Source organism: Candidatus Kryptoniota bacterium, assembly GCA_036567965.1.
In the GTDB taxonomy this organism is placed as follows: Bacteria; Bacteroidota; Ignavibacteria; order Kryptoniales; family JAKASW01; genus JAKASW01.
The window spans coordinates 149738-171605 of record DATCTN010000025.1; the positions used below are offsets into that span (position 1 = coordinate 149738).

Consider the following 21868-nt stretch of genomic DNA (forward strand, 5'->3'; position numbering starts at 1 on the left):
GGATCTCAGCCGCCGAGACAACTAGCACGAACATCCGTTTCTCATTGGAGTATTTCCTAAAGTTGAAACTATTCAAGGCGTAGTTGAAGTTCAGCCTTATACCCAATAAGGTTCCCGCCAGAATGAGTCGGGTCCTTGTTGCGCCAATGACGTCCGTTGTCAACTTTGCTATTGCTAAATTGGATTGCTAACTTTGCATCGCTGTTTAAGACGCAGGCAGGTCAGGAATATCTAGATAATAGAGCAGGGCCCAGTTGTCGTTAGGCGCCAAACGTTGGCTTCTTATGAGGGCCCACGACGATTACAGATGAGTGTTGTATCTCAACCAGCTATAATGTGACGATCGCAACCAAATATGGAGAAGAAAATGAAAAAGAAACTAGTTCTCTTAGCCACATCAATGTCTCTTGTTTTGAGCGCTTGCAGTACCTATATGGCGACCATAAAACCGGTGCTGAAGTCGGACGATGTTGTAATAAGTCCCGAGTTGAGGGCCTTTCTCAAGAAAACACCCAATCCAGTCGTGGTTCTACGAGTTCCGTACACGACGGAGAAGGTAACTGAAGCAGAGCAAAAGACGTTGACAAGATACAACAACGCTTACAATGAAATTGAAAAGGACTTAATGAAAGCTGGCTTCACTGTTCGAGATCGGGGCCTTCTGAACAATTTGTTACAGTCCGGTCAAACAGATTATTCGGAAATTGGCAAAAGGATTCAGACAGATTTGATCTTGGAGATAGAGGGCATCGATTTTGAGATAGATAACAAAATAGATCAGGTAACTGATAAAGAGACAGGCAATACACTTCAGTTGGTCAACTCATGTTATCTAAATCCGCAGTTTGCAAAGCTAGATTGCAAGATAATTATCGTTGAAAAAGGACAGACTGGAGCGGTCTTGGCACTTTACCGTTCATCTCTACCGGATGGGTGTGCTATTGAAGTCTCGAACGACTTAAGCACCGTAAGGGATCCCGGAACCGAATTGTGGCACAGTAGTGAGACGTGGAAGCACGATCTGAATGAGGATTCGATGAGGGAATGCATTGATTTCTTCGCCGACAAGGTTGCAAGAGTACTGAGGGGAGAAGAAATGTAACCTCTCAAATCTGGATTTTAATTCGACTGTCAAAAGGGACCGTCAACGAGGACGAGTGCTCAGCCATAAGGAGGAGGACTGAGTCAGCATCTTCTTCTGGCGTTGCCCTGACATTCGACGAGGGTAACGTAACTGGACTTCGATGAACCCTTCTCCTTATGAAGGCTAAGACTAAGCAGTTGCCGCTAACAGCTTCAAGTAGATCTTGTGACAAAGGAGGTTTTATGAAATCGAGATATTTCTTCTTGCTGTGTGTTTTTTCCGTGCCTCTTTATTCACAAACGAGGACATTTGACCGGGAATATACATATACCGCGGGCGCATCAGACGACAAAATTATCTCCCGTTCAATAGCGCTTGATCAGGTGAAAAGAATCTTGCTCCAAGATGTCGATACGTATTTGCGGGGCACCTTTGATACGACCACAGAAGAAAATAGAAGCGTACTCGCAGGAGTTACACCAGAACAGCTAAGGGGCATTACCGCTTGTGTTAGCGCGACAAATGTTCTTGATGAAAAATGGAACGGCGGGACATACTACATCAAAGCTTCGGTCACAATAAATGCAAAGGACGTGTCCCGTAAAATCGGACTCGTTGCAAGTGACCAGGTCAGGCTGACAGAGCTTGAGAATGCCAGCCAAAAGGGGGATTCCGCCGAGGCTGCATTGAGCAGAATACGGAAACAGCTTACGCGCGTAACAGATGAAACTGAACGCAATAGACTGCAAGCTAAATATGTTTCTGCCTCAAAGTCCCTCTCGGCCAGCGATTGGTTCCAAGAGGGTTACAATGCTGTTGAGATGAACGATATCAAGACTGGAATCCTATTCTATGAAAAAGCGATTGCACTCGATTCGGAATTTACGGACGCTTACAATAATGTGGGGATGGCTTATTGTACTAATGGAGACACTGACAGAGCGATTTCACTCTTCGAAAAAGCCATTGAAGTGGATCCAAAGTGTTCTCTTGGTTACTACAACTTAGGGCGCACCTATTTGTCCAAAAGAGAACCCGACAAAGCTGTGACGCTCTTTGAAAAATCAGCCGAGTTCAATCCACAGTTTTCATATGCCGACTTCGGCTTAGGATCCTACTACATTTTTGAAAAAGATACCGACAAAGCCGTGTCGTCCTATGAGAAAGGAATTGAGCACAACCCAAACTATTCATACGGTTACTTGGTCTTGGGAATTATCTACTACGACAGGGGGGACTTCGGGAAAGCTAAATCACTCTACGAAAAAGCGATCGATCTCAATCCAGCTTATCCGGCCGCTTATTATGATTTAGCGTTAATCTACGATAAAAAAGGAGACATCGACACTGCCATGTCTCTCTACGGAAAAGTGATCGAGTTTGATCCGAAGAATTCAAACGGCTACTTTGCTCAAGGACTTATCTATCGTACAAAGGGATACCTCGACAAGGCTATATCACTCTACGAGAAAGCCGTTGAACTCAATCCGAAAAATATGCAGGCTTATCTCGCACTGGCATTTGCCTACGGCGACAGAGGCGACTCAAATAAAAAGATTGAATGTCTCAAGACGTGTGCACGACTGGGAAATGTTTCCGCTCAAAAATGGCTTAAGGAAATGGGTTATAACTGGTAAAGCCAAGTTCACGCGGGCAAAAAGAAGGTCCCGCCTGAGTTGATGACGGGACTTCTAGGAAGGCAGGTTAGTTGGTATTGCCTACTTCATCAACACAAGTTTCTTCATCGACGCGGATCTCTGCCCATCGGCGCCGAGCTTGTCGTCTGATTACCCGCAAGGGCTCCTATGGAAGTTGTCAATGAATCGCTTTGAACATTCTGCTCGGTAATGACCGTTACATTCTTACTGTTATAGTTCGGCATGTATACCTTGTTAGTAACGGGATTAACTGCTACGGCATCAGGATCTGTGCGGGAAGATACCAGCGTGGTCTGATTGGTCGCGTCGTCAATGACTGTTACATTTCCACCGCTTCGATTCAGTGCATATCTCTTGTCGGCGAAAACATCTTCAAATTGCGAAGTGGTGCGTGAATTATGTCTTGCGCTATCCCTTTACCGCTTGGAATTAATTATTTCAAGCCGCGCCAACTCAGGTACCACAAGTCCGGCAATATCATTTCGCACAGCCTCAACCGTTCCCAATTCAGGAGTATTACCCTCAGCACTCCAAATGATTCTTCCTTCGTTCCTGGTCACCCACACATCAATGGAGCGTCGTTTAGTTACCAGAGACTCGACATATCCCGGATGTTGGACATATTGTTTATAATACGTGTAATACCCTGTTCGAAAATTATATCGTCGTTCATGTTGTGTTGTGACAGAACTCTCGACATAATCGGAGCTCGTATCAGGAAGAAGGAGACGGGTCACCAGGACGCCGTCGAAACCATTTTCCTGAACAGCTTTAATAACCTGACTTGTATCCGGCAGCATATCCGGAAACAGACGGTAAGAGGACGTTGCCTGGACGCCATATTGGGATAGCTCGCTGGAAAAGGCGTCCTCCCAAATCTGCCGTCTGGAGAGATCTTTTCTTACGGCGATGACCAACACCTTATTCAGCGGAGCCTCATGAAATGAAGGATCACTCCATTCTTCTACGAGTATGGATGATGAGCACCCACCCATCAGAACCAGCAAACTACCGAGCACAGCCGACACGATGGATCTCTTATATAATTTCATGGAATGTCTCCTCTAATAAATAGGACTTTTGCAGTCATTCCCTCGTGCATTAATTCGCGAGAATGACCTTAAGAGCTTTTTCCTTCGCTGCGTTTCCAAACGTATCGTATGCCTTCATGATCTGATCGAGCGCGAAACGGTGAGTGATTAATTTCTGGGGCTGGAGTTTTCCGGACTGAACCGTTTTAAGTAACATCGGGGTGGTCACCGTATCAACGAGGCGCGTCGTGAGTGTGATGTTGCTCGCCCATAGTTTTTCGAGGTGCAGGCTAACACTCTTGCCGTGCACGCCGATGTTGGCGATGTGTCCACCCGGGGCGATAATGGATTGGCAGATATCAAACGTACCTGGAGTTCCGACGGCTTCAATCGCCACATCGACACCCTTTCCGTTTGTGAGTTTCATTATCTCATCAACGGCATTGCCGTGAACAAACTTCGTTGCGCCGAACGTTTTCGCTACGTCAAGTCGATTTGTATCAGTATCAACCATAATGATCTCGGCGGGAGAATAAAACTGTGCTGTTAAAAGAGTCGCAAGCCCAATGGGACCCGAGCCGACGATGGCAACAGTATCTCCGGGTTTGACCTGGCCGTTTAGAACCCCGCATTCAAATCCGGTCGGCAGGATGTCACTTAACATCACAAACGGCTCTTCATCTGTACCGTCCGGTATATGGTACAGGCTTGTGTCGGTATAAGGTATCCTGACATACTCCGCCTGCGTTCCGTCGATAAGATGCCCGAGTATCCAGCCGCCGTTCTCGCAATGCGAGTACATGCCCCTCCTGCACGCATCACACTTCCCGCACGAGGTAATGCAGGAGATCAGTACCCTGTCGCCGACTTTAAAATTGGAAACGGCCGATCCTGCCTCTGCAATGATGCCCACTCCTTCATGGCCCAATGTAAGTCCATCGGGAACTTCGGGAACATCTCCTTTCATGATGTGGAGATCCGTTCCGCAAATGGTGGTTTTCGTCATCTTAACGATTGCATCCGTTGCAGCTTTTATGTTGGGCTTTGGTTTTTCTTCCCAGGCACGCTTCCCCGCTCCATGATATATTAAAGCTTTCATTATTATCTCCGTGTTTTTCTAAGGTTGCAGCTCAAATCTTCCAACATTCTTATTCCCTCACCCGTCCGGAAACATGTTTGTGGGAACATATCGGAACATTTCCGATTGAGTACTTGCATAACCTCATTTCGTCTCCCCTAATGCGAATATCTCCCTGCGTTCCAGGAGCATATAGTTACCGTCTTCATGATAGATTCTATAGTTCTTGAGTTTCGACGACCATTGGGAAAGCCAGTGTTTAATTAACTCTTGTGATTCCAGTGTGCGGTCTATACCGACCACCACATACCGATCGGAATCCCAAAGCGGCTCAAGGAAACCCCCGCTATCCGGATTGCATATGATATGAAATCTCTTCAGCGGCAATCCGCTGGATATCATGATTCTTTGTGCCTGACCATAACCGGTTAGGAGTGCGATTGAGCTTTTGTCGTCTATTGAATTAAGCCGTTCGCCGAGCGCGGTCGCAAACGGGGTTGTGTCAACAAGACTCTTTGCAGCGTCTTTAAAAGTCGCAACTCCAACCGAAGGAATTGTGATCTGGGCAAAAGGCATCATGAGAAGGGCGGCGATAATGGCGACGCGTACGGGCATCGACCGGACCCTGCTGAATAATTCGGAAAGGCCCATTGCAGCCGCCAGCGACAGAAACATGCCCGACGTCAGCACGAACCTCCAGTTCCACCACCACTGATCCATGTGCACTCGACCAGCCATCAACGCAAAGAAGATGAAGAGAGGCGGGAGACTGAAGAACATAAGGAGCATAACCTGCTTCCATTCGACGGCCTTGTGCCGGAAACGGATGAACACGCCCGCGGCGACCAGAAGCAAAGCCGGGCCAAAGATGGTCAAAATCGCCCGGCCAAATGTGACGAGGTTAGCAAGCGGACGTTGCTCCAGCGAGTAATTAGAGACGGCGGGGGCAATAGAAGATGTCCAGTGCAGGAATGTCAACGAGTCGCCGTATTCGGCCGCGTTCCAGACCAGCCAGAACGCAATCCCGGCAAAGGATATTGCGGCAATACCGGCTATCCTTTTCAAGGATAGTCTCTTTGATTCTGTCAGGAAACCGATCCCTTTTGATGCGCTTACAAGTGAGACAAATGGAGCGAGTATCCACGCTTCATAGCGACACAGAGTTGCCAGCATCACGGCAACGGCGGACAGCAGGAGCCACTTCATAGCGTCTGTCTCGAGCCATCGCAGAAGGGCATACCCGCCGAGTGCGACAAAGAAGAAGAGACTGAGCTCGCTCATAGGTGTGAGTGCCATATAAACGACATTCGGGTTGAGGGCGAACAAGCAGGCACCGAGAAACGCGATCGGAAGCGACCGCGTGATTCTCCGGATAATCCCAAAGAGGAGAAGCCCCGTGCCCACCAGACACGGAATGCCGACCATCGCTCCGGCAATGCCCGAATAGAAGAGACCGTTGATCGATACGAAAGGAACAAGCAACAGCTGCGGAAGGGGGAGCCAGACTGTGCCAATATTGCCTATGCCCGTATGCTGTGAGTCTATGAACTCACGGGATTTGACGACCCGCGATGTCGCGTCACCGAAGTAGAGAAACGCGTGACTGTCGATCCGATAAAGCACAATTCCAGCCGCGCAGGCGACGAAGACAAGAAGAAGGGCGAGTGAGTACCACTTCCCGGCATACTCAGCCAGGATTCTCGTCCAGGGTTTAGGTCCTATCCTATATGAGACTAGAGTTTGACGGAGCCTCTTGACTGATTTGTATTCGAGAAGGCTCAACTCTATCCCTTATTATCATGGTTCGGCATTGGCTTTGTTTGCTGATTCTTACCATTGTCGTTCTTCTGAGGTGGCTTCACGTTTTGCTGTTGCTGCTTCTTCGCATCATTGACAGGTGGATTCGCTTTTCGCGGCGAGACAGGTTGCTGCTTGCCACGGTTGGTGCTAGGTGGATTTACAGTCTGCCGTTGTGGTCCCCTAACTTTGTTGACAGACGGATTGGTGTTACCTGGCATGGGAGGCTGCTGCTTGCCACGCTGGTTGGGCTGTGGATTCACAGTTTGCGGTTGTTGTCCCTTTCCGCTGTTTACGGTTGGATTGGCGTTCCGTGGCCGGACCGGTTGCTGCTGGCCGCGTATGTTATTGGGTGGACCGACATTACGCGGCATGGTCTGCACAGTTCTTTCCGACGGGGATTTCACATCCTTGATGCCGACCACATGAGACGGTGCGGGTTTCTGTCCGTTACCACTTCGCACTTCCGGCCTATACATCTGCAGTTGGCCGTGGCTCAAAGCCTGTCCCGGCTTATTATTATCTTGAATGGAAACCAGTTTGATAGGTTTGCCGGTAGCTTTTTGCACGTCACTCCCGTTAGGTCCTGCAACGTAGACGGCATGCCGGCCATTGTCGGTGTAAGTTCTATTAATAACCGAGGAACTCTGAATGATCGTTACGTTGCTTGCCCTATCGACACGATACTGGTCAACGTGCCGCCTTCTAATATCCCTGTCCCTGACAAATGTCCAGCGATCGTCCGGCATGTTATATGAGCCACCAAATGACACTTCAATGCTTACACCTGGGCGCATCGGTGCCCAGCCATAATAGCCGTTGCCTTGTCTCCACGTGACCCATGAAGGCCCCCACACATTATCGGGGACCCAAAACCAACCGTAAACATTATCATAATCCCAGCGGCCGTAATGGAAAGGTGCCCAGCCCCAGTCATAATCCGACACCCAAGTCCAGCCATCATCCGATAAGACCCACTGGCCTCCGGTAAAATACGGAACAAAGTCGGGTCCTGCATTAGGAATCCAAACATAGCCGTAAGTGGGGTTGTCGACCCACTGCCCATAAGGACTCAGTTGATCGTAAAAGACCTGGAAGTCAACAGCACCCTGCTGTGCTGATGACTGTTTCGGCAACATTGCAGAGATGACAATCGGTGCAATTAGTACCGCGAATAACTTAAGATGTGATCTCATGGTCTATCTTTCTTTTTCTAAGTGTAATTCATTTCAAGTAACTCCTCAGCATCCAGGCCATTTTCTCGTGTTGTTCCATAAGCCCGGTCATAAAGTCAGCCGTACCGAGGTCTCTGCAATCGTCTGAAACCGCAGGGATGTCCTTTCGAAGCGAGCGGATAATGGATTCATTATCTTCAAGGAGGGTTCCTATAATATGATTCTGATTGCTGAAGTCTTCATTGTGCTCGCTCAATCGGGCGACCGCCAGGAAATCTTTGAGCGTTCCAAGCGCGAAGTGTCCGAGTGCGCGGACTCTTTCAGCCACATCATCAATCATGACATCGATGGCGGCATACTGCATTTCAAAGAATTTATGGAGCTCACTGAAGTTGTTTCCCAGCACGTTCCAGTGCGCGTTGCGTGTTTTCGTGTAGAGGATATACTCGTCGGCTAACAAGGTGTTTAGTATCGTGGCAACTTTCTTCAAGTTTTTTTCGGAGATTTCAATGTTCGGTTTCACTTTCTTTTCCTTTTCTAGAGCGATTAAATGCAACCTGGGTCCTTCCATTCCTGGCGATTCTCCCATTCGGAGCAGTCGCCAGCTCAACCCTTAATACGAATCGTATGTTGCCCGCTGATCGACTTAAATAGGAAAGCCGTCATGGCAATCGCCTATAGCCACTCTCTCAGGGCTCCGGCCATTTCCAGATGTTGTCCCGCCAGACCGGCAGCAAAAACGGCAGTATCGGTATCGTCCTGCTCATTCGAGAGATGAGGACTTTCATAGCTCAACGCGCGGATCATGGATTCGTGGTCCTCAAGCAAGGCTTCGATGATTTGATTCTGCCCGGCAAGTCTCTCGTTGCGTCGTTTGAGTCGTGTGGATTTCATGGAATGTGCAAACGTAACCGGAGCGACTTGTCCAAGCGCACGGGCTCTCCGAATGATTTCAACAACAGCACCATCCAGATACTTACATTGACTCCCGAATAACTTACGCAGCACAGTGATGTCTTTCCCATCTACGTTCCGCCGCGCGTCCCTCGTTCTTATGCAGAGCACGTACTCGTCGATCAGCAACAACTCGATGAGTGATCCGACTCCAGTTGATTTCCTTTCGATGACTTCTATTTTCGGTTCCATTTTCTTTTCTTTGTTTTCAAGAGATCACGATCACCTCCCGCTTCGCCAGGCGGCATTGAAGTGTAGCTCAGTCTGACGACCGGGCAGCTTCCCCCGTGTGAAGAATGCTTAAATACATTTTCGTCGAGCAGCCTAAGCCCCGGAATCCGTGGCGCCTGTTTGATTGCGCCGTACAGGCCGGTATAGACTCCGGCGCCTCGAAGCTGAGTTTTCCTTTCTTAGCATGAACAATCTGAAACGCATGTAACACCATCTCCGTAAATCGTAAAGCCTGTGAACATTCATCCAGGAGATCCCGGTGGGTGCCTTATACTTGGCCGAAATCCCGGCAAGTAATTCATTAAGTGATTTCGCCCAATCGTCCACGACACTTTTCCACAATAGTTTCCATTCTCCTTTAAGTCGTTCCCATTCCATCTTTTGTCTTCCTTTCTGCCGCTCAACCGCTTTCCGAGCAGCTGTGCCAAAGCGTAAGAGACGCTCATTTTCAAATATCCGATCCGAATTTCCGAATCCGGCCCCAAATGCTATGTTAGAAGTATATATATGATTGAGCTGGCGGAGAATGCCTCTAAGGGATGAAAATGGAGCTACATCCCGTCTGGAACGACCAAACTGTTGACTTATTGCATGGAGATTTGAATGTTGACTGTCGAAAATGCAGAAGCATTAGAAACAGTAACCTGAAACTTTAAATTAAATCGTTCTACTTGAACTGGTAAAAAACCGACACAATGGCAGTGACATGCAACCGAATAGGCCGCCTCACACCGGCATAGATGTGAGTGACAGTACTCAAACCTTCTTTGTTCCGCGCAGCAGACCCACCAGTCCCAGGACGGCCGCGACCGCGCCGCCCACTAACAGCCATACCGACTTATTGGTGGCCGCGCCAGTGAAGAATCGAGAAATGTCAGAGCTGGATGAGTTATATGCATTGATGCCAAGTATCAGAAGAAGTATGCCGCCGGCAAGAACTGCGATCGAGATTGCTCTTATCATAGATAATTCCTCTTATTGATTTTTCGTGTACAGCTCGACGCTTGAGAAATTGAATGAGCTGTGGCGATTCGATAAAGCCTGTCGCAAAACGGAGTCCGAGAACGAGACAATGTCTACACTTTTTAGAAACCCCATAGCAGCCAACTTCTTTTTGCCTTATCCATTAGTATTTTAAACCCGGCTGTACCTTCTTTTAGATTAATAAATGTGGAATCGAAATTCTGCCCGAAGCTGCCCCTTGTGTCATCTATAAGATTCTTTAATCCTTCTGAGCCCCGTCTCAGATTAACCGAACCTTCTCTTAAATTAATTAGCGTGGAATCGAAATTTTGCGCGAAGCTACTTTTTGCACCACCTATAAGGATATTTAGGCCTGATAGACCTTGCTTCAGGTTAACTGAACCTTCCTTTAAATTAATCAGAGCAGAATCGACATTCTCCGCCAGTGAGTGATCCATCAGAAGCCTTCCTATGGTTCCTTTCCCTGACTGTATGTTGCCTGTAATCTTGGACAAATCACCTGTGATACTGGATGTATTTTCGACTGTGTTTTTCAACGATGCCAGAATTTCATCCAAATTGATCGGCTGGACTGTTTTGACAGTATCGTTGGCTTCGATTTCCGCTTTCCCTCCTGTCCCGGGAGTTATGATCACAATTTTATTCCCCATAAGGCCGTCCGTACCAATTTTCGCGACCGCATCCTTTTTTATGAACTTTCGGTTGCTTTCGTCAATCAGCATATCCACTCTAACCGACGTATCGCTCACCATACTGATATTTTCTACAGTCCCCACATTTATTCCCGAGAGGCGCACGTTGTTTCCTTCCTGAAGTCCGCCGACATCCTGGAACACTCCGCTTAATTGAAAGGTGCTCCTGAATAGTTGCTGCCTCTGTCCGATAAAATATATTCCCAGGATGAAAGCCGTTATTCCAAGGGAAATAAATATTCCCAGCTTGATTTTATTACCGGTATCTTTTTTCATCTTATCAGCTCATACAATTTTTCCGATTTATTATTCAAAGAAAGATCTTATCCATGTATCTTCCGAATTCGCGAGGTCGGCATACGATCCTTCAGCAGCGCATGTCCCATCCTTAAGCACTATGATTCTATTTGCCGTGCGCCTGGCGCAGTCAATGTCGTGCGTGATAATGACGGAAGAGGTATCATATATTTTTTGCACTTCCAATATGAGGCTGCTTATTTCTTTTGATGTTATGGGATCCAGCCCCGTTGTTGGTTCATCATAGAGCATGATCTCGGGTTTCAAAATCAAAGTTCGGGCTAATCCAAGTCTTTTGCGCATTCCCCCGGAGAGTTCTGAAGGCGTCATATCGATCGATTCAGCAAGCCCTACATTTCGCATTGCTTCTTTCACCAGCGAGTTAATTGTCTCTTTCGGTGTTGAGCGTATTTGTCTTCTAAGCGGGAATTCAAGATTTTCCCTCACCGTCATGGAATCATAGAGGGCACCACTTTGAAAAAGGAAGCCTATCTTCTTGCGCATTTCAATGAGCTCCTTACTCCTGAGTTCAGAAATATCCTCACCGAGTATCACAAGCTTACCCTCATCAGGATCGATCAACCCGACGATGCATTTTATAAGTACTGATTTGCCCGTTCCGGATTGTCCGAGTATAACGAGACTTTCTCCTTTATGAACCACCAGATTGATATCGCGCAACACATGATTGTTCCCGAAAGATTTCTTGATATGTTCCATCTCAACGACGGCAAGACCGCCTTGCTTGTTTTCGTTTCCGGTATTCATAACGCGCGTATCAGCTGTCATTCTACACGTTGCCCGATCTAGGATTGAAACAAACTTGTAATCTGTACCGCGACCATATCGATGATAAAGATCATCAACGACGCGAATACTACCGCTGAGTTCGCCGCTTTCCCGACGCCTTCAGTTCCTTCAGTGGAATTATATCCCTTATAACTTCCGATCAGTCCAACTGCGAATCCGAAGAAGAACGTTTTGACGAACGCCGGGAACAAATCTTGAAATTGGAGACTCTGAAATACCTGCGAAAAGAACAGGTAAGTGCTTACGTGTCCCTGTATGTTCACGCCGACAAATGACCCGAACAAACCAAAGGCATCGGCCAAAACCACCAGGAGCGGAAGCATCAGTGTTGCGGAAAGTATCCTTGTAACGACAAGGTAATTAAAGGGATTTGTGCCCGAGACCTGCATCGCATCGATCTGTTCGGTTACATTCATTGACGCCAGCTCCGCACCGATTCCCGATCCGACCTTTCCGGCGAAGATTAATGCGGTGATCGCGGGTCCTATTTCGCGTACAATTGAAACTGCCACCATCGCAGGGAGCCACGATTCCGCTCCAAACTTTGCCAACGTGGGTCTTGACTGGATGGTAAGCACGAGCCCCATTATGAAGGCTGTGATGCCGACTAAGGAAACGGACTTGTAACCGATCAGAAATGACTGCTTGACCAGTTCATTGAACTCATACGGCGGTTTAAATACTTCTTTGAAAAAGCGCAAAGTAAATGTGGCAAGCGAAGATACTTCCAGGAAGAACCTGTTAAATATTGAATCGGGAACAGTCTCTGAAAATGTCTCCGGTACAATTTCTGCCTCGTGGTGTCGATTTTGGGATTGCTCCGAAATTTCGTCTTCCATTTCAGTTACCTCTTTCAAGATCTGAGAGCATCGATTCGGCAATTCCTCTTTTCCAATAAGCCGTTTTTATCGAGAACTTTAATTGTGCTATTGATCGTGGATCCATTGATTAACAGAACGATCCTCTATACTCCTGAATGGACGGCACATTTTAATTCAATTATGATATGAAGAAATTCAGGATTGTACAGTAAGGCAAAGGAATGAAAAAGGAACTACATCGCTCGGGTGGGATGACGGCAAGCGGTTATTCGCTTATTGATGAAAAGGATGAATCAACCTGGAAGAAGCCGAAGTAATTTACGGCGGGACAACTGTCCCCTGAAAGTAATTTCATTTTCTATGAAATGAAAAAAATCTACTCAATGCACTCGGCATTGCAGAGAGTGTCACAACTACTAAATGCTTTACCCCGCCGCGGTTCTCAGTTTTTCAACGAGCCGCCATCTTCCGGGCCCGCGACTATTTTATTCGTTGAGGAGCCCGCGTTCGTTTTTTTCGTTTTTCTTCTCCTGTTTGGCCGCCCTTTTCTCTTTCTTGGTTTTTGCCGGTTGTTTTTTTGAACTCTTTTTCCTGTCTTGAGCTTTACTCATGATATTCTCCTCTGTTGCATTTTCTTTAAACTTTGATTCTTAAACGCCGCGGCGGATTTTTACCTGCCCATCAGCGTGCTGCGTTCTATAAGGTCTAACCCAACCAACACCCGCTCTGTATTGGAAAGATCACCGATGATGTTCCTTACCGGCAGGGGCAGTTTACGTACCAAAGTCGGGATGGCGAGGATCTGGTTATCTCGTGCAAGCCGTGGATTCTTCAAAAGGTCAATTACTTCAATACGGTATTTGCCCTTTAATTGTTCTTCGCAAATCAGTTTGAGGTTGTTGAATGCGGTGACAGCTTTGGGAGTCTGTCCGGCAATATACAAACGCAAGATCCATTTGTCGCTTCTTGCTTTCGCCGGCCGTCCTTTTCGGCGGTCTGTTTTCGATTTTTCATGTTTGATCTTCACACTGGGTCCCCTTAAATATTCGTCCTCTTCCTCGTGCCGGTTGCTTTGAGATGGACATCGGCTTTCCGACTCTTAGCCATATTTGTCCTGTCCAGAGCGAAGCGTTCATCCCTCACTTTATCACTCCCGATAATTTTGAGCGCTTCTGATTCTTCCGCTTCAAATTCGGAGCGCAGCATCACAATCTGAGCTTCCATTGCTTTGCGCTTACGCTCTAATTCAAATTGTCTGCGTCCGATTTCCTGCTGACGCCGTACTTGTTCCGCATCGTCTTTCGTCTCCTGTGATAATCGAGCCGAACCCGTCAATACGCCTTCCGCACCGATATAGACATCGAGCAGATCGATACCCTGGTCTGTCAGCTTGAACTCGCGTATCTGGTTGGAGTGTTCCATACCGCGCGATTTAAGTACATACAGTCCTCTGTTACGTTCACCTCCAATTTCGATATCGCGCAGAAGCAGCCATGTATCTATGAGGGATGAGATGTAAATATCAGTAATCTCCATACTTTCGGCGCCGGAAGTGAGACTTGTGAAGAATGCGGTGATCCCCTTCATCTTCAGGAAATCTACGAGGCGCAGCAACATTGTCTTGACTTCAGTCTGGTTCTCTCCCAACGCGAACGCATTGATAGGGTCGAGGATAACAATGCTAGGTTTAAACTCATTGATCAATTTGATACTCGTGGTGAGGTGAGTTTCCAAACCATAGTGTGTAGGACGGGTTGCCCGAAACTCAAGCAATCCCTTTTTTTCCCACGGCTCCAGACTTATTCCAATCGAACGCATATTGCGCATAAGCTGACTGGGGGATTCTTCGAAAGTAAAAAAGAGAGAGCGTTCTCCCCTCTTGCATGCGGCTTCGACAAACTTCGCGGCAATGCTCGTCTTGCCCGTACCGGCGGTGCCTGAGACAAGCACCGTACTGCCGCGAAAGTAGCCTTTGCCGGAGAGCATTGTGTCGAGACGCGGAATACCCGTGGAAATTCTTTCGTGGGATGAAGAGTAATTCAGTCCCAGTGAAGTGACGGGGAGGACGGAAAAACCATCTTCATCAATAAGGAAAGGATACTCGTTCGTACCGTGGGTTGAACCGCGATATTTGACAACACGCAGCCGTCGTATGGATGACTCATCGCTCACGCGATGGTCGAGCAGAATGACGCAGTCGGAGACGTACTCCTCCATACCTTGACGCGTCAACGTACCCGCGCCCCGCTCCGCAGTAACTACTGTCGTTATACCCTTCATTTTCAGCCAGTGAAATAACCGGCGCAGTTCAGAACGGAGTATAAGGGGATTTGGCAAACCTGAGAAGAGTGATTCCAGTGTATCCAGCACAATACGCTTGGCGCCGATACTCTCAATTGCTTCATGGATCCTGATGAACAAGCCTTCCAAATTGTATTCACCGCTTTGTTCGATTTCACTCCGTTCAACATGGATATGCTCAAGCCAGATCTTCTTTCGCTCAACGAGGCTGTCCAAATCGAACCCCAACGAAGCAACGTTTGCTGTGAGTTCTTCCTCTGTTTCCTCAAACGATATAAAGACGCCCGGTTCATTGTACTGCATCGCCCCGCGGACGAGAAACTCCATGGCAAAGAGGGTTTTTCCACACCCCGGTCCGCCGCATACAAGCGTCGGCCTCCCTTTCGGTAATCCCCCGCCAGTGATTTCGTCCAATCCTTGAATGCTTGTGGGGGATTTGGGAAGGACCCTACGATGAGATTGCGCTTCTTTTTTCTTCATGGCACTTTATCTCTATATATGTTCTCGACACTATTACGAGTAATAGATCTTGTTAAGAGTAATTCCAACTGACACCAAACGTTAAACTGCTAACCGGACAGTGCAAATTCCTGGAAATGATTCCGCTGTCCGGTCTCCATGATTCGTTAGATTATAGAATCATCTGCAAAACAAGACAATAGCTCAAAGGGATGAAAAAAGGAACTACATCTTCAAAGAAGCAATCCGATATTCGACACCTGGAGGGTTGATGGTTAACCACCGAATTTGCAGGAATATTCGAAATATTGTGCTAAAAAGTGAAATCGAGCCATTCTAATTGAATTGAAACCATATCAATGCAACAGCGGCAGCGCTCATCAGTATCAGCGTAATTGATCCGAGAACATTTGACCATCTCTTGTTTGTGAATTTTCCCATTACCTTTTTATTGTTAGAAATGTGCATGATTACGGAAATCATTACGGGCGCTGTCAAGCCATATAGTACGGCGGTGTAAATAAGAGCTTGTATCGGGCTTACGCCAAGGAATTCCAGAGACAATCCAACAATGAGTGAGACGATCAGTGTGATGTAAAATCCTTTAGCTTCGTGGAATTTCTTATCCAGACCTTCCCTCCAATTGAAAGTCTCGGCTAAAATGTAGGAAAGTGAGCCGGCTAAGACAGGTATTGCTAAAAATCCTGTGCCGATTACGCCGACGGCAAAAAGTAGATAAGTAAGTTTACCTGTCAATGGTTCCAATGCTTTTGCGGCTTGTCCTACCGTATCGATTTGTCTGATACCCGCCTTGTATAATACTGCGCCCGTCGTAAGGATTATGAAAAACATAACGAGGTTTGAGAAGAACATTCCGAAATCGATATCCATTTCCATGTCGTTTAAGATTCGTTTGTTGATTATGATTTTCTTACGGTCATGTGAAATGTCTTCCGCTTCCATAGTGGCTTGCCAAAAAAACAGGTAAGGAGAAATAGTGGTGCCGAGAATGGCAACAAGTATCTCAAAAAAAGATTTGTCGAAATGAATAGTCGGAATAAAGGTACTTTTCATGACTTCCACCCAATTTGCATGTACCAGGAAGGGAACTACGGCATACAATAGTAACGATAGGCAAAGCCATTTCAATACCGCGGCGAACTTCCGATAAGGGAACTTGATAATGAAGGACACAAGTAAAGCCGTAAACACTACGCTGAAAGCAAAAGATGGAATTTGAGGAATAAGCAAATTGGCAACGGCACCCATTCCCTGTATGTCTGCGCCAATATTGAGAGTAATAGCCGGGAAACTAAACAGCGCCATCAGATATAAAATACTCTTCGGATATTTCTTTTTTATAGTTCCTGTCAATCCCTCCTGCGTTACCATACCTATTCGTGCGCACATCTCCTGTACGGCAGCCATCAGAGGGAAAGTGATAACCGCAGTCCAAAGAGTTGCTAAACCAAAACCGGCACCTGCCTGGGAATAGGTAGCAATCCCCGAAGGATCATCGTCGCTCGCGCCTGTAATAAGTCCGGGTCCGAGTACACGCCAGTATTTCTTAATTCTTGTTGAAAGCATTGCAGATGCGTTCACACCTCTACGCTGTCATCGCACCAAAACTTTTGCTCAGCGCTGGAAGTACTCCCGGATTTTTGCTGCAATCTGGTTGTCGGTCATCTTATCAACCGTTTCAATATCAACTAATTGTGTCTTAATCTTTTCATTCTCTAGACGTTTCTTAATCTCCATCTTAGCTTCCCCAGGACCGAATACTAAAATGGATTTCGCGTTACGAACAGAGGCGATAACCTCATCGTAATACTTGTTTAAATGATTCGTAAAACGTCTGTCGCGAATGTCCTCTTCTGTGTTTTCTTGTGCTATACCGGAAAACCGTACATGCTTCTCCATGTTTGAGTTTATTCGTTTTGTTTCCTCTCCTTTTTCATCGAGGATTACAATAACAGCTTTCCTGTGGTCAATCCATAAACCGGCGTTCGTTTTCATTAGGTTGTTCCTTTTGATTGAATGTAGAAAGACGAGATCTCTTTCCTATTAAGATTCGTGTAACATCAGTTATTAATTCGTTTCCTATGCCTCCAAAATCACGAATCGTTTGATAGTGGGCTACTTTCAAAGTGACGTAACGTTGACAAATTCTCTCACTGTCATTCCCGTCCGACCGCAGGATCGGCGGCCGGATCGTGGGGACGTGCTCTTAGCGGGAATCTATCTCCATTCTCCACCATGGATTCCCGATGCCGCCTTGCGGCATGCCGCATACTCGTATAGAATAATTGAGCGGCATAGGAGCGTTCGGGAATGACATATGTGTTTTTTTTGAACGCCGAAGAATACTCAACGATGGGACATTTCAGCAGCGTCAAAATCGCGCACTACGAATCGTTTGTTGCAGGTCGTGTTACTTTCATCCATCGCCAGCAGACGCTTGTCGCCGGCGATCAGCGCCCCGGCGGTGTCTACCAGCTCTTGCGTATTCATCTCTCATACCTCTGCAAGGTTGTCAATTTTTGCTCAACCTGGGCCGCGGCGGGTGAGTCCTGCTGCTCTTTTTGTCGCGCAGTCGCCCGAGAGTGTTCTCAATCAGTTTGGCCAGCTTATCAGAAGCGCCGCCGATGGCCTGGTCAAGAGTCGGTGCCTCGTGAGTGACCACGATGGGTTGGCGGCCTTCAAGGCGCGCTTCCATCATGCAGCGCTTGTCGCTGGGACTGTTCCTATGGCTGGTCTGATCGCTCAAGTGGACATCCACTCGGATGATGTGATCACTGAATCGACTCAGTGCACTCTCCACTCTTCCGCTGACATCAGCAATGAACGCCTCATGACCTATTATGTTATGGTCGGTATTGATTAGTATCCGCATCATGTCCTCCGTTGTGATTGTGATTTGCTCAATCCGGCAAGCACATTCCCGATGTCCATAGATCGGCAGTGCGTCAAGATTGAGGTATGCGTATTGTTTCTTTTTTCATCATTCATTCCTTGCTCCACTTCCAGTTCCGGATTTCCGGCAAGTCCTCTCCGTGCTTGTCAATGTACTGTTTATGTTCGATGAGCTTGTCCTGCATCATCTGTTTCAGGTAGGCTCCCTTGGAACCTAAATGCGACAGACCCGCCGGCAGGCATCCATCTTGTGGAGCGGTATCAGGGAAAGAATTCTCGTCTTCATGGTTCAATTCCTCTTGGTCAGGAAGCCTCTATTGTCTTCACAGGCGATGAAGGCCGTTCGGCCTGAGCGGCGCACAGGCAGGCACCGAAGATGAAGATGCACCCAGAAATGTAAATCCACAGCAGCAGCGCCATGATCCCGCCGAATGCCCCGTACACCGCGTTTAAGGTAGCGAAGTTCTTAAGGTATATCACGAACAGACTTTCGGCCGCCTGCAAGAGAACCGTCGCGAACAGGGCGGCGGCCCACACTTGGGCAAACCGCGCGGGCCGGCGCGAAGTCACCCTGTAAAACAGGCTTAAGCCAAGGAACACCACCAACAACGGGATCAAAAAGCTTCCCAGGCCATACACCCGGGAATGGAGATCAGCCACAGGAAGGAGCCAACCCTTCGCCGTTCTCAGCAGCACCGGCACCACCATCCCCAGGAAGACCGCACCCGTCGTGATGCCGAGCAGCACCAGGCTTTTCAGCGGCAGCCGCCACCAATTGTCTATCACCGTGCCCCAGGCACGGTTGGTTGCAGAGATGAGGGTGATAAAACATTGAAGGGCGGCCCAGACGAGGATGATAGACGCAACCGCACCCGCCTGCTCGCGCGCGTTGACCACACCGGCAATGGTGTCAAAAATGTGACTCTGCATTTCACCGCTAATCGGGACGTAGCTTTCCATGTGGGCAATGATCTCTTTCCCGGCCGTGGCCCGGTCAACGAAGAACGAGGCAATCGTGACGAGGAGTACCATCAGAGGAAACAGCGAGAAGAACGCATTGAAGGCGAACGATCCCGCCCACTGTACCCCGTCAATCCTCAAAAACTTTTTGACGGCGAGACATAATATCGCCCAGACGCGGCGAGTCTCTTGCTCAAGTTTGCTTGGCATATTCATCAGGCTCAGTCTTGCTTTTCCGCACTTCCTATGTCTCACGCTTGGGCGGGCCACTCATGTAAGCAAGTCCATTCCCGTGTTTGCTTCAACGGGAATGCTCCATGGCAGCCGGTTCATCTTCCCAGTATCCCTGGCGGTTATAATGTCGATGCAGCTGTGTCTCATAATCTCGAGTCAGCAGAAACTCCGCTGTGTATCCCGGGGACTCCTTGATGGTCTCGCGTGGGACATTAACAAAGACTTTCGACTCGCTCCAATCAACACGCTCGATCCATTTGGGTGAAATCAGCAACTTGTTTCCCGGCCACCAGTTCTGCGTATCAATGATCAAATAACGGATCGCCCACGTCTCATCATCGATTATAAAATCTTCGACGTGGCCAATCTCACCGTCTGAGGCCTGAATATGATAGCTGCTCACCTCGTGAGTGCTCCGTAAATGGGGATTCCACTTTTTGTCACCTTGAATTGATTCTTTCCATTTGTCACGGTCACGCATAATGTAGGATTCATTTCCCCACATGTACGGACCGCCCCAATACATGGGCCATCCATAAAACCCGAAGTAAGATTCCTCGAATTGTCGCGAGACAGGCTTGTCACTTTCCAGGGATGGACTGTTCTCAATCTGCAATTTGGTCAGATCGATGGAGATGTATTGCCCTTCTTTATTCACGGCGGCCAGCGCATACGGGGAGATCAACACCTGCCGGCCCGTAAGCCAGTTTCCAGTGTCGGCGACCAAATATCGAATCGCCCAGTGTCGGTCATCGAAGTAGAATTCCTTGACCTTCCCTATTTCCCCGTCGAGGCTGTGCAAACTATAACCCTTTAGTATTTTGACTTTGTTCAGCATAATAGTAGTCCCTTCACTCTTTTAGTTTCGTTTTTGTTCGCTGTCGGCTAACTGTAAGCATGATTATGGTACACCGCGATATCAAGAAGCAGCGTCGTAGTTTCCTGTGGTCGATTCATTTATGTAGTTCTCAAGTTTGCGTTGTTATGCGGGTAACGTTCCCAATTCCTTAAGCGTGCGTAGGAAAGTGATGACATCTTCCCGGCTTAACATGCCCATAACTTGTTGACCCCGGATGACGGGCAACTGGTTGACTCCCTCGCGGTCCATCATCTGGAGTGCAGTCCATATATAGGCATCAGGGTCAATGCGTTTTAACTGTTCCAAGGGAAGCATGACCTGAGCGGAGGTCGCAGTTGCCCACTCAGGCCGCGGCACTTCCTTGATCCGATGCAAAGTCATCAACCCAACGATCTTATCTCCTCGGTTAACGAGAAAACAGCGTTGCCCGTTGCCGAGGATGTGTTCGTCTACCAACTGCTGTAGTGTCAGTTCTGCACGAACGACTGCGCAATGAGTGCTCATAGCTTGCGAAACCGTCTGGCCTGCCAGGAGTCCCTGAGACATCACTTGGTGCACCTGGCCGGAAGCCGCGTTGTCAAGGAACCAGCCAATGAGCACGATCCATAACCCTTCGCCAAAGTTGCCGGTGAGCACCTGCCAGATGCCGAAGAAGACAAACCCAAAAGCAAAGAACCGGCCGACGTTTGCCGCAATGAGGGTCGCGCGGCGCATGTCTTTCGTTATCGCCCACACGATAGCCCGGAACACGCGTCCGCCATCGAGTGGGTAGCCGGGAATCAAGTTGAACAAGACCAGCGCCAGGTTGACATAAGCGAGATACCTTGCCAATCCAAAGAGGGGCTCCACACCGGATACAATCGGCTTCACTACAAAGAAAAGGAGCGCCAGGGCCAGGCTCACGATCGGGCCCGCGATAGCAATAAAAAACTCGGCGAAGGCGCCGGGCGGTTCCGTCCCAATCTGAGCCACGCCCCCGAAGAGGAAAAGCGTAATGCTTCGCACTGGCATTCTGTACCGCAGCGCTACCACTGAGTGCCCCAGTTCATGGAGCAGCACGCTCACAAAGAGCATGATGGTCGACGCCGCGCCCACTAACCAGTACAGCATCCGCGGCCAGTCCTTGAACTCGGCGGGATAGTAACTAGCCGCAAGCATCCAGGTGAGCAGCGCGAAGACCACAAACCAGGAGTAATCCAAACCTATCGCGATTCCCAGAATCCTGCCTAACGGGATGTTGTGCCGAGTTATGAATATCCCTTCCTTTCGGCCAAACTGCCGTTGTGCGGTTTCGGGTTCGAGTTGGTCATTCGTTTTCGTAGGTATCACTGCTTCTCCCCTTCCGTGTGAAACGCGTCTTTATTGAAGTCACTCTCGTTTTCTGATCTTGCTTTCTTTCTCCTTGTTTGCGTTCTCCTGTCCGATTCCCATAGTCAAGGCTGTTATCCCGGCCAAACCGCCAAGCTGCATGGTCTCCACGACCGTGCTGGGCACAATGACGATCGTAGCGTTCTCCTTCAGTCCCTCATA

General features: G+C 48.2%; 21 protein-coding genes and 2 pseudogenes. 2 read left to right on the forward strand and 21 right to left on the reverse strand.

Annotation, left to right across the window (positions count from 1 at the left end; all coding sequences use genetic code 11):
* Positions 1–367: 367 nt before the first annotated feature.
* On the forward strand, positions 368–1102 hold the full coding sequence (locus VIS48_10655; GenBank protein HEY9166610.1) for a hypothetical protein: 735 nt from the start codon (positions 368–370) through the stop codon (positions 1100–1102).
* A gap of 224 nt (positions 1103–1326) precedes the next feature.
* Positions 1327–2721 carry a tetratricopeptide repeat protein gene (locus VIS48_10660; protein HEY9166611.1) on the forward strand — a complete coding sequence of 465 codons (1395 nt, stop codon included), beginning with the start codon at positions 1327–1329 and terminating at the stop codon, positions 2719–2721.
* A 437-nt stretch (positions 2722–3158) separates the two neighbouring features.
* Here VIS48_10660 and VIS48_10665 read toward each other — a convergent pair whose 3' ends face one another.
* From VIS48_10665 to VIS48_10765, 21 genes and pseudogenes are all read right to left on the reverse strand, one after another.
* Positions 3159–3794 carry a hypothetical protein gene (locus VIS48_10665; protein ID HEY9166612.1) on the reverse strand — a complete coding sequence of 212 codons (636 nt, stop codon included), beginning with the start codon at positions 3792–3794 and terminating at the stop codon, positions 3159–3161.
* Positions 3795–3843: 49 nt separating this feature from the next.
* Positions 3844–4872 (reverse strand): zinc-dependent alcohol dehydrogenase family protein, encoded by a 1029-nt coding sequence (locus VIS48_10670; protein ID HEY9166613.1) that lies wholly within the window; start codon positions 4870–4872, stop codon positions 3844–3846.
* A 123-nt stretch (positions 4873–4995) separates the two neighbouring features.
* The gene (locus VIS48_10675) at positions 4996–6633 is read right to left on the reverse strand and encodes a glycosyltransferase family 39 protein (protein HEY9166614.1); all 1638 of its coding nucleotides are present in this window, start codon (positions 6631–6633) and stop codon (positions 4996–4998) included.
* Between the two features lie 2 nt (positions 6634–6635).
* Positions 6636–7844 carry a DUF6600 domain-containing protein gene (locus VIS48_10680; GenBank protein HEY9166615.1) on the reverse strand — a complete coding sequence of 403 codons (1209 nt, stop codon included), beginning with the start codon at positions 7842–7844 and terminating at the stop codon, positions 6636–6638.
* A gap of 28 nt (positions 7845–7872) precedes the next feature.
* A complete protein-coding gene (locus tag VIS48_10685; protein ID HEY9166616.1) occupies positions 7873–8346 on the reverse strand; it encodes a DNA starvation/stationary phase protection protein in 474 nt (157 codons plus the stop codon).
* Positions 8347–8498: 152 nt separating this feature from the next.
* A complete protein-coding gene (locus VIS48_10690) occupies positions 8499–8969 on the reverse strand; it encodes a hypothetical protein (protein HEY9166617.1) in 471 nt (156 codons plus the stop codon).
* Positions 8970–9764: 795 nt separating this feature from the next.
* Positions 9765–9971 (reverse strand): DUF3185 family protein, encoded by a 207-nt coding sequence (locus tag VIS48_10695; protein HEY9166618.1) that lies wholly within the window; start codon positions 9969–9971, stop codon positions 9765–9767.
* Between the two features lie 122 nt (positions 9972–10093).
* On the reverse strand, positions 10094–10960 hold the full coding sequence (locus tag VIS48_10700) for an MlaD family protein (GenBank protein ID HEY9166619.1): 867 nt from the start codon (positions 10958–10960) through the stop codon (positions 10094–10096).
* 30 nt (positions 10961–10990) lie between these two features.
* A complete protein-coding gene (locus tag VIS48_10705) occupies positions 10991–11749 on the reverse strand; it encodes an ATP-binding cassette domain-containing protein (protein ID HEY9166620.1) in 759 nt (252 codons plus the stop codon).
* Between the two features lie 38 nt (positions 11750–11787).
* Positions 11788–12630: an ABC transporter permease gene (locus tag VIS48_10710; GenBank protein HEY9166621.1), complete on the reverse strand. Its 843-nt coding sequence runs from the start codon at positions 12628–12630 to the stop codon at positions 11788–11790.
* Positions 12631–13097: 467 nt separating this feature from the next.
* Positions 13098–13223 carry a hypothetical protein gene (locus VIS48_10715; GenBank protein ID HEY9166622.1) on the reverse strand — a complete coding sequence of 42 codons (126 nt, stop codon included), beginning with the start codon at positions 13221–13223 and terminating at the stop codon, positions 13098–13100.
* Positions 13224–13282: 59 nt separating this feature from the next.
* Positions 13283–13564, reverse strand: a complete 282-nt coding sequence (locus VIS48_10720; GenBank protein ID HEY9166623.1) for a circadian clock KaiB family protein — start codon at positions 13562–13564, stop codon at positions 13283–13285.
* An 86-nt stretch (positions 13565–13650) separates the two neighbouring features.
* Entirely contained in the window at positions 13651–15393 is a 1743-nt protein-coding gene (gene kaiC / locus VIS48_10725) for a circadian clock protein KaiC (GenBank protein HEY9166624.1), read from the reverse strand.
* Positions 15394–15708: 315 nt separating this feature from the next.
* Complete coding sequence (locus VIS48_10730; GenBank protein HEY9166625.1) at positions 15709–16959, reverse strand: divalent metal cation transporter; 1251 nt, start codon at positions 16957–16959, stop codon at positions 15709–15711.
* A 48-nt stretch (positions 16960–17007) separates the two neighbouring features.
* Positions 17008–17388 (reverse strand): hypothetical protein, encoded by a 381-nt coding sequence (locus VIS48_10735; GenBank protein ID HEY9166626.1) that lies wholly within the window; start codon positions 17386–17388, stop codon positions 17008–17010.
* Positions 17389–17781: 393 nt separating this feature from the next.
* A pseudogene (locus VIS48_10740) lies at positions 17782–17883 on the reverse strand (fructose-bisphosphate aldolase class I).
* A 22-nt stretch (positions 17884–17905) separates the two neighbouring features.
* Positions 17906–18265 carry an HPF/RaiA family ribosome-associated protein gene (locus VIS48_10745; protein ID HEY9166627.1) on the reverse strand — a complete coding sequence of 120 codons (360 nt, stop codon included), beginning with the start codon at positions 18263–18265 and terminating at the stop codon, positions 17906–17908.
* A 112-nt stretch (positions 18266–18377) separates the two neighbouring features.
* Positions 18378–18503 (reverse strand): annotated as a pseudogene (locus tag VIS48_10750) (hypothetical protein).
* Between the two features lie 85 nt (positions 18504–18588).
* On the reverse strand, positions 18589–19455 hold the full coding sequence (locus VIS48_10755) for a YihY/virulence factor BrkB family protein (GenBank protein ID HEY9166628.1): 867 nt from the start codon (positions 19453–19455) through the stop codon (positions 18589–18591).
* Between the two features lie 91 nt (positions 19456–19546).
* Positions 19547–20317 (reverse strand): PRC-barrel domain-containing protein, encoded by a 771-nt coding sequence (locus tag VIS48_10760; protein ID HEY9166629.1) that lies wholly within the window; start codon positions 20315–20317, stop codon positions 19547–19549.
* Positions 20318–20461: 144 nt separating this feature from the next.
* The gene (locus VIS48_10765; GenBank protein ID HEY9166630.1) at positions 20462–21667 is read right to left on the reverse strand and encodes a site-2 protease family protein; all 1206 of its coding nucleotides are present in this window, start codon (positions 21665–21667) and stop codon (positions 20462–20464) included.
* Positions 21668–21868: the final 201 nt, after the last annotated feature.